Source organism: Streptomyces sp. NPDC045026, from assembly GCF_056432625.1.
On record NZ_JBWKIS010000001.1, the window covers coordinates 490,231 to 503,368 of the forward strand.

A 13,138-nucleotide genomic window follows, 5' to 3' on the forward strand; every position below is an offset into this window, starting at 1 on the left:
CCTCCTGGGTCTCCTGTTGAGCTACGGATAGGACCGCTCAGGAGCAGCCATGGTTGCGGTCCCGGAGATCGCGGTTCCGCAACGTCGCACCGGGGCCGCCACGGTGCCATCCTGGAAGGGAGACATGGAGGGCCGTGATGGGGTTCTATGCCGAGCAGGTGGTGCCCCGGATCATCGATGTCGCCTGTGGCGTGAAGATGACCGCACCGCTGAGACGGCGGGTCTGCGAGGGGCTGCGGGGCCAGGTCGTGGAGATCGGGTTCGGCACGGGACACAACGTCCCCCACTACCCGTCGACCGTCGAGGGCGTCGTCGCGATCGAACCCTCGGACGTCGGATGGAGACTCGCCGCCGAGCGGGTCGGGGCGGCGTCCGTCCCGGTGCGCCGCGCGGGCCCGGACGGCCAGTCGCTGCCCTTCGAGGACGCCAGCTTCGACACCGCGCTGTCGACGTGGACCCTGTGCACCATCCCCGACGCCGGCGCCGCGCTGCGCGAGGTGCGCCGCGTGCTGCGGCCCGGCGGAACACTGCACTTCCTGGAGCACGGGCTCGCGCCGCGACAGGACGAGAACGTACGCCGCTGGCAGCGACGCCTGGAACCGGTGAACAAGCGGCTCTTCGGCGGCTGCCACCTCACGCGCCCGATCACCGACCTGCTGACGGAGGCCGGATTCACGATCACGGCCCTGGACGTCTTCTACGAGCAGGGCGCACCGAAGCCCATCGGCGCCGCCTCCCTGGGCGTCGCGCTCGCGCCGTAGACGGGCGAACACCGCTAGTCGGTACGGCCCGTCGCCGCGACGGTGACGCCCAGGCCGATCATCGTGAGCCCCCCGACGCCGCCGACCATGCCGAGCCGCCGCGGCGAGCGGGCGAACCAGCTCCGCGTCGTCGCCGCGACCAGGCCCCACACGCTGTCGGAAGCCACCGCGATGACGTTGAAGACCAGGCCGAGCAGCAGCATCTGAACGGTGACGTGCCCCTGGCTGCGGTCCACGAACTGCGGCAGCACGGCGGCGAAGAACACGATGGTCTTGGGGTTGGCCACGCCGACGGCGAACCCCTCCCACAACGTACGCAGGCTGCCGTGCGCGACCCCGTCACCCGTGAACGCGGCGTACAGCGAACGCCGTTGACGCACCGCCTTGACGCCGAGGTACACCAGATACGCGGCGCCGACGAGCTTCAGCGCGGTGAAGACGAGGACCGAGCGCTCCACGACGGCGCCGACCCCGAGCGCCACGGCCACGACGAGCACGTAGGCGCCGAGCGTGTTGCCCACGACCGTGGTCAGCGCGGCACGGCGCCCCTGGCTCAGCGCCCGTCCGATCACGAACAGCACGCTGGGGCCCGGAATCACGATCAGCAGGAACGACATGGCCGCGAAGGCCAGCAGTCGGTCGGAAGACACCATGAGGGCCATACAACACGTTGGCGTGTCGCCACCGCATTTCCTTTTTGCTGTCAGGGGACTGATTTCAAGGGACTGCTTTCGGGGGAGAGCCGCGCCCGTTCGGAGATCGATTCACGCCTGTGGCCACTAGACTCGGCGAATGGCGAAGTACTTCGACGTACACCCCGAGAATCCCCAGCGGCGCACGATCAGCGGTGTGGCCGACAGCATCCGCGCCGACGAACTCGTCGCGTATCCGACCGACTCCTGCTACGCGCTGGGGTGCCGGCTCGGCAGCCGGGACGGCATCGGCCGGATCCGCGCGATCCGCCACCTCGACGACCGTCACCACTTCACGCTCATGTGCCAGAACTTCGCCCAGCTCGGGCAGTTCGTGCAGATCGACAACGACGTGTTCCGCGCGATCAAGGCGGCGACGCCCGGCAGTTACACCTTCATCCTGCCCGCGACGAAGGAAGTGCCGCGCCAGCTGCTGCACCCGAAGAAGAAGACGGTCGGTGTCCGGATCCCCGACCACGCCGTCGTACAGGCCCTGCTGGCCGAACTCGGCGAGCCGATCCTGTCCAGCACACTGCTCCTGCCCGACGAGGACGAGCCGCTGACGCAGGGCTGGGAGATCAAGGAGCGGCTCGACCACGAGGTCGACGTCGTGCTCGACTCCGGCGACTGCGGCACCGAACCGACCACCGTCATCGACTTCTCCGGCGGCGAGACGGAGATCGTACGGCGCGGGGCGGGCGACCCTTCGCGGTTCGAGTAGCGGTCGGAGCTGCGGCTCAGCGCCGCCCGCGGAACGTGCGGCGCAGATCGTCGACCCAGGCGCCCGGCACCTCCCACGGGATGAAGTGCCCGCCCTCGTCATGGGCGTTGACGTTGACGTGGTGGTACCAGTCGGCTCGGTCGCTCGCGAGCCAGTTGTCGACGCGCTCCTGCCCCGTCGTGACGCCGGGCGGGTTCTCGTATCCGACGAAAGTGAGTCCTGTGGGGGCCTCGACCGCGGGCGTGCGGGTGTGGGCGGGCGTCCACGGGTAGCGGTTGGCATTCGCGTAGTACCGCGTCGAGGTACCGATCGTGTTGCCGGCCCAGAAGATCGTGGCGTGGGTGAGGAGTTCGTCCTTCGTGAAAACGGTCTCGATGTCGCCGTGGTGGTCGCTCCAGCTGACCCAGCGCTCCAGGATCCAGGCGAGCAGCCCGACGGGCGAGTCGCTCAGGCCGTAGGCGAGGGTGCTGGGGTCGAGGACGTGCACGGCCAGGTGGGAGGCGAAGCGGCGGTCGAGGGCCAGGATCCCGGCCCGGATGTCGTCGGGCAGTCCGTCGGGGATGGGCCGGCCGCCACTGAAGTCCCAGGCGCGGTCGCCGGTGAAGAAGTCCAGTCTCAGGCCTGATCCGATGTGGATGCCCAGGAGTTCGTCCGCGTACTTGTGGCCGAGCTGACCGGTGACGAGGGCGCCGATGTCGCAGCCGCCGGCGGCGTACCGGGTGTGGCCGAGCGTGTCGGTCATCAGGCTGTGCCAGAGGTCGGCGACCTTCCAGAAGTTCATGTCGGGGTGCTCGCGCAGCGGCGCCGAGAAGCCGAAGCCGGGCAGGGACGGGACGATGACGTCGAACGCGTCGGCCGGGTCCCCGCCGAACGCCGCGGGGTCGGCGAGCGGGTCGACGACCTTGGACCAGTGCCAGAACGTCCAGGGCCAGCCGTGGGTGAGGATCAGCGGGGTCGGGTTCGGGCCGGCTCCGGGCCTGCGCATGAAGTGGACCGGAACACCGTCCACGCGCACCTGGTAGTGCTCGTAGGCGTTGATCGCGGCCTCGGCCCTGCGCCAGTCGTAGCTGTGGAGCCAGTGATCGGCCAGCTCCTGGAGGTAGGAGCGGTCGACGCCGTAGAACCAGTCGCCGTTGCCGACGTCGTCCGGCCAGCGCGTCATTTCGAGGCGCCGGCGCAGATCCTTCAGGACGGCGTCGGGCACGTGGACGGGCGTGGGATCCAGGGGGAAGCGCGGTGTTCCGTCTGCCACGGGAAATCCTTACCTGTACGGGACGAGAGGTGCGGGCAGCGGCGGGAGCGGCCTGCGACGCAGCCACGCCGTCAAGAGGTCACCGACCGGCGCCGCCGCGTACCGGGCGACGTGCGCCGTGAACGCCTCCGTCGTGACCACGCCGTGCCGGTGCGCCGCGACCCAGTCGCGCACCATGCGGAAGAACGGCTCGTCGCCCAGCGCGCACCGGATCGCGTGCACGGTGAGCCCGCCGCGCTCGTAGACCTGGTCGTCGAACAGCGACTTGCGGCCGGGGTCGGCAAGCAACAGGTCCTGCGGCAGTGTGGACAGCTCGCGGTGCGCCGCGGCGGCCAGCTCCTGCGTGGTGCGGCCGCCGGAGCGTTCCGACCACAGCCACTCGGCGTACTTGGCGAATCCCTCGTTCAGCCAGATGTCCCGCCAGTCGGCGATGGTGAGGCTGTTGCCGAACCACTGGTGGGCGAGCTCGTGCGCGACGAGCCGCTCCCAGCCCCGCGCGCCGTCCACGTGGTTCGCGCCGAACAGGGAGAGCCCCTGCGCCTCGACCGGGACGTCGAAGTCCTCGTCGGCCACCACGACGGCGTACTCACCGAAGGGGTACGGCCCGAAGAGGTCCTCGAAGAGCCGCATCATCTCGGGCTGCCGGGCGAAGTCCCGTGAGAACTCAGGCAGCAGCCGCACAGGCACGTACGCGCTCTGCGGCACGCCGCCGAGCCCCGGCTCGCCCAGCAGGACCGTCTGGTACATGCCGATGGAGAGGCCGACCAGATAGCTCGGCGTCGGTGCCTGCTGCTCGTACACCCACGTCGTCGTCGACGACTTCGTCGTGCGCGTGAGCAGGCGCCCGCCGACGACCACCGTGTACGGAGAGGGGACCGTGAGGGAGATCTGGTACGCGGCCTTGTCGTCGGGCCGGTCGTTGCACGGGAACCAGGACGGCGCTCCGACGGGCTGGCTCGCCACGAGGGCGCCGTCCGTCAGCTCCTCCCAGCCGAGCCCGCCCCAGGGGCTGTTCACCGGACTGGGGTTGCCCGACCAGTGCACCTCCACCGTGAACGCGGCGCCGGCCCGCAGCGGCTTGACGGGCCGGATCCGGAGCTTGCCGCCCCGGTGCGTGTAGCGCGGCTGCCGGCCGTCGACGAGCACTTTGCCGAGCCTGAAGGCCTCGAGGTTCAGATGGAACTCGGTGAGCGGGGCCCGGCCCGCTATGGCGCTGATACGGGCGTGACCTGCGAGGCGGTTGGGGCCGGGGCGGTAGTCCAGCGACAGCTCGTAGCGGTGCACCCGGTAGCGGGGGTCGCCGTGGCCGGGGAAGTACGGCTCCGAAGCCGGTGTCTGGCCGCTCACTGAAGTGTCCACTCCCTGCGCCGTACTCAACGTGTCTGTGTCGTGCCCCCCACCCCGTGCCGTACGCATCGAAGCCCTGACCGACCTTAAGGTGTGTCCGCCCTTCTAGGACCGCCAGGCCTCGATCGGATTGCCCAGCCAGCGCGTGTCGTCCGGTACGGACTCCGCGGCCATGACCAGGGACGCGGGCCCCAGAGTGGCGCGAGCGCCGACCGTACTGCCCGGCAGGACGATTCCGCCAGGGCCCACCGTCGAACCCCCGCCGAGCGTCACCTTGTCCATCCGCAGGATCCGGTCGTGGAAGAGGTGCGTCTGCAGCACGCAGCCGCGGTTCACGCTGACCGCGCTGCCCAGCGTCACCAGGTCCGTCTCCGGCAGCCAGTAGCTCTCGCACCACACGCCCCGGCCGACGCGTGCGCCCAGGCCGCGCAGCCACAGCGTCATGAGCGGGGTGCCCGGCACCGCGCCGATCAGCCAAGGCACGGCAACCACCTCGACGAACGTGTCGGCCAGCTCGTCGCGCCAGACGAAGCCGCTCCACAACGGGTGCTCACCGGCCCGGTGCCGGCCCACGAGAAGCCACTTGGCGGCGACCGCCGTCAACGCGCCCACACCGCCCGTGCCGAGGAGCACCGCCCCGGACAGCGCGGCGGTCGCCCACCAGCCCACGCCGGCCGCCGAGGCGAGCGCACACAGGGCCCCGCCCGTAAGGACGGCGAGCGCCGCCGAGCAGAAGACGGGCACGAGCCGGCACAGTTCCACCGCGCCGCGCGCCCACAGCAGCCGCGTCGGCGGGTCGTACGTACGGGAGTGGTCGCCGCCCTCGGGAGCGCGCGGCAGTTTCATCGGCGGCAGACCCAGATACGACGTGCCCTTCTTGGCCTTCTTCGGAGTGGCCGACAGGACACCCACCAGACCTCCGTCGGGGACGCTCCGTCCCGGCCCGGTCATGCCGGAGTTGCCGAGGAACGCCCGCCGGCCGATCGCGGCCCGCCCGATCCGCACCCAGCCGCCGCCGAGTTCGTACGGCGCGGTCAGGGTGTCGTCGGCGAGGAACGCCCCGTCACCGACCGTGGTGAGGCTCGGCAGAGCGAGGACCGTGGACACCTCCGCGCGACGGCCGATCTTCATGCCCAGCAGCCGCAGCCACACCGGCGTGACGAGGCCCGCGTACAGCGGGAACAGCGTCTGGCGGGCCGCGTCCATCAGCTGGGTGATCGTCCAGGACTGCCAGCCGATGCGGCTGTGCGTCGGGTGCAGCCCCGGCCGCAGCCCCAGGCTCAGCAGTCGCACGGCGCCCACCAGCGCCAGCGCGTACGCGCATCCGAAGGCCAGTGCGGCGGGAACCACCGCGAGCAGCGCGCCGCGCAGCGCCTCGGCGAGGGCGGCCTGCGCGGGCACGAAGCGGAGCGCCACCGCGAGCGCGGGCACGGCCGCGAGCACCGGCAGCGCGGACAGGGCGACGCCCGACGCCCCGTACATCAGCCGCCACCCGTACGACCGCTTCGGCCGCTGCTTCGGCCAGTCCCGCTTGGCCTTGCCCAGCTTCACGGCGGGGGAGCCCGACCAGCGCTGGCCGGTCGGGATCTGCCCCGTCACCGCGGATCCGGGGGCCACCTCGGCCTTCTTGCCGACGCGCGCACCGGGGAAGAGCAGGCTGCGGGTGCCGACGACAGCGCCGCCGCCGACCTTGACGGCACCGATCACCAGACGGTCGCCGTCCAGCCAGTGCCCGGAGAGGTCCACGTCGGCCTCGACGGCGCAGCCGCGGCCGAGCTTGAGCATGCCGGTCACCGGCGGCAGCGAGTGCAGGTCCACGTCGGCGCCGATCCGGGCGCCCAGGGCGCGCGCGTACCGCAGCAGCCACGAGCCGGTCAGCGAGGTCGCGCCGCTGTACTCGGCGAGCCGCTCCGCCGTCCACAGCCGCAGATGGACCTGGCCGCCGCGCGGATACGTGCCCGGCCCGACGCCCCGCAGCAGCAGCCGCGCGCCTCCCGCGGCGAGCGCGAGCCGCCCCGCCGGGCTGAAGAGCACCGCCGCGCCCGCGGCCACCCACCACCAGGACACGGCCGGAGCCCACGCGTAGGACCCGAACCAGTGCAGGACGTTGCCGAGCGCGGCCAGAGCCACGCACCAGCGCAGCCCGACGAGCGTGAACAGCGGGAGCAGGAGCAGGAGTTGAAGGAACTGGGCCCGCACCGGAACCGGCCCGACGTCACGGTGCGCCTCGGTCTCCTGCGCGGACTCCTCCAGATGACGGGCGAGCTTGCGCAGCGTCGGGTGCAGGTAGATGTCGAGGACGGCCGCGCTGGGGTAGCGGGTGCGCAACCGGGTGGTCAACTGGGCGGCGGCCAGGCTGGACCCGCCGATCGCGAAGAAGTCGTCCTTGGCGCCGGTCACGGACACCCCGAGCGTGTGCGCCCACTGTTCGGCGAGCCACGCCTCAGTGCCGTACAGCTGCTCGGCGGGACCGGTGGAGGTCTCCAGGTCGGGCAGCGGCCAGGGCAGTGCGGCCCGGTCGACCTTCCCGGAGGTGCGGGTGGGCAGACTCTCGACGGGGGCGAGGAGCGGCACCAGGGCGGCGGGCAGCGCGGACCGCAGGCGCTCGACGGCTTCGGCGCGGTCCCAGCCGTCCTGCGTGACGACATAGCCGACGAGCAGTTGGTTGCCGCTGCGCGCCGTGCGCACGGCGGCGGCCGCCCCGGCGACGCCGGGAAGCGCCTGCAGAGCCGCATCGACCTCCCCGAGCTCGATACGGCGCCCGCCGAGCTTGATCTGCTCGTCCCCGCGCCCCAGGAAGACGAGACCTTCCGGATCGGCCCTGACCAGGTCGCCGCTGCGGTAGGCGCGCTCCCAGCCGAGGGAGGGCAGCGGCGCGTACTTCTCGGCGTCCTTGGCGGGGTCGAGATAGCGGGCGAGTCCCACGCCGCCGATGACGAGCTCGCCGGTGGCGCCGAGGGCGACGGGGTCGCCGGCCTCGTCGACGACGGCCAACTCCCAGCCGTCCAGCGGCAGTCCGATCCTGACCGGCTCCTCGCCGGTCATGAGGCACGCGCAGGCGACGACCGTGGCCTCGGTGGGCCCGTACGTGTTCCACACCTCGCGGCCCTCGGTGACCAGGCGCTGTGCCAGCTCGGGCGGGCACGCCTCACCGCCGAAAATGAGAAGGCGTACGTCGTCCAGGACGTGGGGCTCCCACAGCGCGGCGAGCGTGGGCACCGTCGACACGACGCTGATGTCCTGCTCGACGAGCCAGGGCCCGAGGTCGGCGCCGCTGCGGACGCGGGAGCGCGGAACCGGCACCAGGCAGGCGCCGTTGCGCCAGGCCAGCCACATCTCCTCGCACGAGGCGTCGAAGGCGACGGACAGGCCGGCAAGTACGCGGTCGCCGGGGCCGATCGGTTCGTCGGCGAGGAACAGCGCGGCCTCGGCGTCGACGAACGCGGCGGCGCTGCGGTGCGAGACCGCGACGCCCTTGGGTTTCCCGGTGGAGCCGGACGTGAAGATGATCCAGGCGTCGTCCTCGGTTCCGGGCAGGCACGCCGCGGACCCCGGGGGTGTGCGGACTCCGTCCTCCTTCGCGCCCTCCGGTCCCCATGCGGTGAGGTCGTGGCCGGCGCCGACGACGGCGCGGACCCCGGCCTCGCCGAACACCAACTCGGCGCGCTCGTCCGGGTCTTCGGCGTCCACCGGTACGTAGGCCGCACCGACGGCGAGCACCGCGAGAATCGCGATGTAGAGATCATTGGTCCCGGACGGGACGCGGACCCCGACCCGGTCGCCCCTGCGGACCCCGGCCAACGCGAGCCGCACCCGCAGGTTCTCCACCTCGTCGGCGAGCGCCCGGTATGTGAGCTGCTTCGCGCCGTCGTCCAGGGCCACCTCGTCACGGTGGTCGCGCACGGACGCCCCGAAGATGTTCATGAGGGTGCGGGCGGGTGCGGCGGGGCACGCGGTGAACAGGGCCCGCCCACCGCGTGCCGCCACCGTGCTGTCCTCGAAGGACTCCGCGTCGGCGGGCGTGGTGAGCGCCAGGTCCAGGGGTTCGACCAGGTCCAAGGGTCCGTCCGGCTGGGGGACGTCGCTGCCGTTGTCTGAGCTCGTCATGGGTTCCTTGCGTGTCGCCGCCGGAGCCGGATCAACGGTGATCCCGCATGAAAGCCGTGCTGCCGGTCCGGCCGGGCGCCGAACAACCTGACGAAGTGTAGTAACCCGCTCGATTGTTTACATGCAGGGACTTGCCTGGATCTGTGTGACAGTGCTGACTCCGCCACGTCTGTCGACGGCCGCTCCGGGACCAGCGGTGCACCCGGTGAGGAGTGGACGCGAGTTACCTATTCGGCGCACATGAATTACCTGTTCTTGTGTAGTGACTTGATGCGCCATCGGCAGTAGAACTCGTTTCGATTCCATCGAAAGTGAGGAACGTGCCATGAGTGGTTCCACCACGCGTGCAAACAGTTCCAAGAACGTCTCGCGACGCACTTTTATCGCTGGAACTGGTTCTATTCTGAGCGCCGCGGCGCTGTCGGTTCACGCCACCGCGGCCCATGCGGCCACCGCCTCCGTCGCAGCTCCCATCGACCCCGGCGCGCACGTCCGCGTCCTCGTCGTCGGCACCGGATACGGCGGCTCCGTGGCCGCGCTGAGACTCGCCCAGGCAGGCGTCGACGTCCACATGATCGAAATGGGGATGGCCTGGGACACCCCCGGACCGGACGGCAAGATATTCGCCAACACGACCAGCCCGGACGCCCGTTCCTACTGGCTCAGGACCAAGACCAAACAGCCCCTGAGCAACTTCCTCGGCTTCCCGCTCGACAAAGACGTCCCCCGCTACACCGGAATTCTGGACGCCGAGGAAATGGGCGGGATCATCGTCTACCAGGGCCGCGGCGTCGGCGGCGGCTCCCTGGTCAACGGCGGCATGGCGGTCACGCCCAAGCGCGAGAACTTCGGCGCCATCCTCCCGTCGGTCGACGCGGCCGAGATGTATGCGACCTACTACCCGCGCGCCAACGCCGCTCTCGGTGTCGGCACCGTGGACCCGGCCTGGTTCGAGAGCGCCGAGTGCTACCAGTTCGCGCGCGTCGGCCGCAAGCACGCCCAGCGCTCCGGCTTCCCCTTCGTCTTCGTGCCCGACGTGTACGACTGGGACTACATGAAGCAGGAGGCGGCCGGCACCGCCCCCAAGTCGGCGCTCGCCGGCGAGATCCTCTACGGTAACAACTACGGCAAGAAGTCACTCCAGAAGACCTACCTGGCGCAGGCCAAGGCCACGGGCAAGGTCTCCATCTCGCCGCTGCACAAGGTGACTTCGGTCGCGCCCGCGTCCGGCGGCGGATACACGGTCGTCATCGACCAGATCGACACCACTGGCACCACCATCGCCACCAAGACCGTGACGGCGGACCGGGTGTTCTTCGCGGCCGGCAGCGTCGGCACCAGCAAGCTCCTGGTCAAGCTCAAGGCCACCGGTGCCCTGCCCGCGCTGAACGGCGAGGTCGGCAAGGGCTGGGGCGACAACGGCAACGTCATGTGCGGCCGCGCGAATCATCTGTGGGACCCGACCGGCAAGGTCCAGGCGTCGATCCCCTGCGGCGGCATCGACAACTGGGCGGCAGGGGGAGCGTTTGCCGAGGTCGCGCCGCTGCCGACCGGGATCGAGACCTACGCCTCGTTCTACCTGTCGATCACCAACACCCCGCACCGCGCGGAGTTCTCGTGGAACGCGCAGGCGGGCAAGGCCGATCTGAACTGGCAGACGGCCTGGAAACAGACCTCCATCGACATGGCCAAGACGATCTTCGACAAGATCAACGCGAAGGAGGGCACGATCTACCGCACCGACCTGTTCGGTACGTACAAGATCTGGGGCGACCACCTCACGTACCACCCGCTCGGTGGCGCGGTCCTGAACAAGGCCACCGACAACTACGGCCGCCTGTACGGCTATGCGGGCCTCTACGTGATCGACGGCTCGCTCATCCCGGGGAACACGAGCGTCAACCCGTTCGTCACGATCACGGCGCTCGCCGAGCGGAACATCGAGAAGATCATCGCGACGGATCTGTAGAGGGAAGGTGCGGAACGCGGGGGCCGCGCGCCCGGCCCCCGCGTCTCAGGCCGTGGGCAGTGCGCACACGGTGTCGAGGCCCAGTACGTGGTTGAGCCGGCCGAACGCGAGCCAGGAGCCGATGCTCATGCTCAGCTCCACGATCTCGACCTGGCTGTAGTGGGCCGTCATCCGGGCCCAGAACTCCTCGTCCAGACCGTGGTGATCGAGTGCGTACCGCTCGGCGTACTCGGCCGCGAGGCGGGTCCGGTCGTCGAAGATGTCGGTGGTGCGCCACTCGGTCACCGCATCGGCGAAGGACTCCTCGACCTTCTCCCCCTCCCGGTCGGTACGCCAGTCCAGGCAGAACTGGCACCCGTTGATCTGCGCGATCCGCAGCCGGGCCGCCTCGAACTCCCGCAGCCCCAGCGTCGTATGGGCGTACACGGAAAGGGAGAAGTTGGCGGCCGCCATGCCGATGCCGGGGACCATGTCCCCCCAGACGTAACCGATCGGTTCCTGTCCCTCGGGGATGTCGATGATCATCATTGCTTCCTTCCGCGATGGCCGAGTTTTCCGACTGCGGGGCGCAGTGGGACGTCGAGCGCGTCGTAGAGGCCCGGGGCCTGGTCCACGAGCCAGTCGATGGCGTTCACGAGGCGGCCGACGGCGGTGGCGTTGCCGCCGGCCGACCTGTTCTCGCCCTCGTCCGCGGCCTCGACGGTGACCTCGATGCGCGGACGGCCCTCGATGATCACCCGGTGTGCCCCGGTGCCGTCGGGCGGCGTCGGCCAGTCCGGGGCACAGGACGGGTGGATGCGGGTGACGTGTTCGATGACGATGAGGGGTTCGCCCCCGACGACGCCCTGCACCTCGAACCGTACGGCGCCCTGCGTACCGGCCTCGAAGTCGCCCATCGTGCGCGTGCTCACCGTGGCATCGAGCGGGCGGCGGTCCAACGTCTCGCGGATCTCGTCGAGTTCGACCTCGAGCGCCCGCGCCATCAGTCGTATCTGCCCGCCCCACACCATGGTGGGGACGGTGTGCCACAGCATGGGCGGGTCGTAGTCCATCGGCTGGCCCATGCCGACCAGGAGCCGTACCGAGTCGGGCTGGTCGTACGTCGAGTAGTCGAAGATCTCCTGGCAGCGGATCGCGTCGACGGTGCTGCCGAGCCCGCTGACCAGGAGCGGCAGGACGTCGTTGCCCCAGCCCGGGTCGACTCCGGAGGCGAACAGTGAGCCGCCGCCGTCCGCGATGGCGGCCACCACCGGATCCCGGAACTCCGGCGGGGCGCTTCGGTGGTCGTAGAGCGGATAGAGGGCGGGGGAGACGACGACGGCGCCGGACCCGATGGCCCGGGTGATGTCGGCCAGGGCGTCGTCGGGGCGGATGTCGCCGGAGGCCGCGTAGACGACGGCGCGAGGGCGGGCGGCCAGCACCGCGCCGATGTCGTCACTTGCCCTGACCTCCAACTCGCGGTCCAGGCCTGCGAGTTCACCGGCGTCGCGGCCGACCTTCGCGGGGTCGTGGACCAGCACGGCGACGAGCTCCAGCCCCGGGTGGGCCTCGACGGCACGGATCGCCGCGCGCCCGACATTTCCGGTACCCCAGACAACGGTCGAAATCATGCGCGGAGGGTAGCGCCGGGGCCCGAACCTTCCTAGAGCCATGACGAGTCGAGGAGATTCGAGGAGAGCGGAGGAGATGCGGACGGACGGCCTACGCTCCGCGTGACCGTCCCGGGCGCCCCAGTATGCTCGGCAGTTCGGCCCGCGCGAGATGTGCACGGGCCGACATGCCGAGTTGGTTGTACGGGGATCACGGAGGAATCGTGCGCAGGACGGTAACCGGCATTGCTCTGGTCGCGGCGACAGCCGCTCTGCTGACCGGATGCGGCAGCGGCGGGGACGACAGCAAGGAGGCCGGGGCGAAGCAGGACACGTCGAAGGCCCCCTCGCACGCCGCCTCGAAGCCGGCCGGGGGTCAGGAGGCCACCCGCGAGGTGACCTTCGAGGTGCAGGGCCAGGGCAGTACGCAGGTCTTCTGGACGGCCGGCGAGAGCAAGACGGAACAGGTGAAACTGCCCTGGACGAAGACGACCCAACTCACCATCAAGGGCGCCGAGTTGAAGGTCGGCAGCCTGGTGTCGATCGTCCCCGGCTCGGCGACCGCCTCGGACGGACAGCTCGAGCCGGCATCCTGCGTCATCAAGGTCGACGGCAAGCAGGTCGCGGACAACAAGGGCGGTAAGTCGATCGCGGGCTGCAAGTACCTCGTCAAGTGACCGCCGTCAGATGACCGCCGTCA

Annotated in this window: 10 protein-coding genes; 4 read left to right on the forward strand and 6 right to left on the reverse strand. The window is 70.5% G+C overall.

Features of this window, described 5'->3' with window-relative positions:
• The first annotated feature begins 137 nt into the window (after positions 1 to 137).
• Entirely contained in the window at positions 138 to 761 is a 624-nt protein-coding gene (locus AC07EJ_RS02155) for a class I SAM-dependent methyltransferase (protein ID WP_389488979.1), read from the forward strand.
• 14 nt (positions 762 to 775) lie between these two features.
• On the opposite strand, the gene AC07EJ_RS02160 is transcribed toward AC07EJ_RS02155, so the two are convergent.
• The gene (locus AC07EJ_RS02160) at positions 776 to 1,414 is read right to left on the reverse strand and encodes a LysE family translocator (RefSeq protein WP_389488981.1); all 639 of its coding nucleotides are present in this window, start codon (positions 1,412 to 1,414) and stop codon (positions 776 to 778) included.
• A 139-nt stretch (positions 1,415 to 1,553) separates the two neighbouring features.
• Between AC07EJ_RS02160 and AC07EJ_RS02165 the strand changes: the two genes are divergently transcribed.
• On the forward strand, positions 1,554 to 2,174 hold the full coding sequence (locus tag AC07EJ_RS02165; protein ID WP_393585075.1) for an L-threonylcarbamoyladenylate synthase: 621 nt from the start codon (positions 1,554 to 1,556) through the stop codon (positions 2,172 to 2,174).
• 16 nt (positions 2,175 to 2,190) lie between these two features.
• Here the strand turns inward: AC07EJ_RS02165 and AC07EJ_RS02170 are convergent, their stop codons facing one another.
• The 3 genes from AC07EJ_RS02170 to AC07EJ_RS02180 are packed head-to-tail and all read right to left on the reverse strand — an operon-like array spanning position 2,191 to position 8,880.
• Complete coding sequence (locus AC07EJ_RS02170) at positions 2,191 to 3,426, reverse strand: epoxide hydrolase family protein (protein ID WP_478883548.1); 1,236 nt, start codon at positions 3,424 to 3,426, stop codon at positions 2,191 to 2,193.
• A gap of 9 nt (positions 3,427 to 3,435) precedes the next feature.
• Entirely contained in the window at positions 3,436 to 4,842 is a 1,407-nt protein-coding gene (locus AC07EJ_RS02175) for a M1 family metallopeptidase (RefSeq protein ID WP_389488989.1), read from the reverse strand.
• Between the two features lie 36 nt (positions 4,843 to 4,878).
• Positions 4,879 to 8,880 (reverse strand): Pls/PosA family non-ribosomal peptide synthetase, encoded by a 4,002-nt coding sequence (locus tag AC07EJ_RS02180; RefSeq protein ID WP_478883549.1) that lies wholly within the window; start codon positions 8,878 to 8,880, stop codon positions 4,879 to 4,881.
• Between the two features lie 325 nt (positions 8,881 to 9,205).
• Here AC07EJ_RS02180 and AC07EJ_RS02185 point away from each other — a divergent pair, with 325 nt between their 5' ends.
• Positions 9,206 to 10,849, forward strand: a complete 1,644-nt coding sequence (locus tag AC07EJ_RS02185; RefSeq protein ID WP_478883550.1) for a GMC oxidoreductase — start codon at positions 9,206 to 9,208, stop codon at positions 10,847 to 10,849.
• A gap of 45 nt (positions 10,850 to 10,894) precedes the next feature.
• Here AC07EJ_RS02185 and AC07EJ_RS02190 read toward each other — a convergent pair whose 3' ends face one another.
• Positions 10,895 to 11,374: a carboxymuconolactone decarboxylase family protein gene (locus AC07EJ_RS02190; protein WP_389488995.1), complete on the reverse strand. Its 480-nt coding sequence runs from the start codon at positions 11,372 to 11,374 to the stop codon at positions 10,895 to 10,897.
• Positions 11,374 to 12,459, reverse strand: a complete 1,086-nt coding sequence (locus tag AC07EJ_RS02195; protein ID WP_478883551.1) for an NAD(P)H-dependent amine dehydrogenase family protein — start codon at positions 12,457 to 12,459, stop codon at positions 11,374 to 11,376. The genes AC07EJ_RS02190 and AC07EJ_RS02195 overlap by 1 nt, the downstream gene beginning before the upstream one ends.
• Before the next feature lie 203 nt (positions 12,460 to 12,662).
• Here AC07EJ_RS02195 and AC07EJ_RS02200 point away from each other — a divergent pair, with 203 nt between their 5' ends.
• On the forward strand, positions 12,663 to 13,115 hold the full coding sequence (locus AC07EJ_RS02200; RefSeq protein ID WP_393585085.1) for a hypothetical protein: 453 nt from the start codon (positions 12,663 to 12,665) through the stop codon (positions 13,113 to 13,115).
• The last annotated feature ends 23 nt before the right edge of the window (positions 13,116 to 13,138 follow it).

What these genes read in the sequence shown, in the direction of transcription:
- AC07EJ_RS02155 (WP_389488979.1), top strand. Translation starts at nt 138, where the DNA reads ATGGGGTTCTATGCCGAGCAGGTGGTGCCCCGGATCATCGATGTCGCC.
- AC07EJ_RS02165 (WP_393585075.1), top strand. Translation starts at nt 1,554, where the DNA reads ATGGCGAAGTACTTCGACGTACACCCCGAGAATCCCCAGCGGCGCACG.
- AC07EJ_RS02180 (WP_478883549.1), bottom strand. Translation starts at nt 8,880, where the DNA reads ATGACGAGCTCAGACAACGGCAGCGACGTCCCCCAGCCGGACGGACCC.
- AC07EJ_RS02195 (WP_478883551.1), bottom strand. Translation starts at nt 12,459, where the DNA reads ATGATTTCGACCGTTGTCTGGGGTACCGGAAATGTCGGGCGCGCGGCG.
- AC07EJ_RS02185 (WP_478883550.1), top strand. Translation starts at nt 9,206, where the DNA reads ATGAGTGGTTCCACCACGCGTGCAAACAGTTCCAAGAACGTCTCGCGA.
- AC07EJ_RS02160 (WP_389488981.1), bottom strand. Translation starts at nt 1,414, where the DNA reads ATGGTGTCTTCCGACCGACTGCTGGCCTTCGCGGCCATGTCGTTCCTG.
- AC07EJ_RS02175 (WP_389488989.1), bottom strand. Translation starts at nt 4,842, where the DNA reads ATGCGTACGGCACGGGGTGGGGGGCACGACACAGACACGTTGAGTACG.
- AC07EJ_RS02190 (WP_389488995.1), bottom strand. Translation starts at nt 11,374, where the DNA reads ATGATCATCGACATCCCCGAGGGACAGGAACCGATCGGTTACGTCTGG.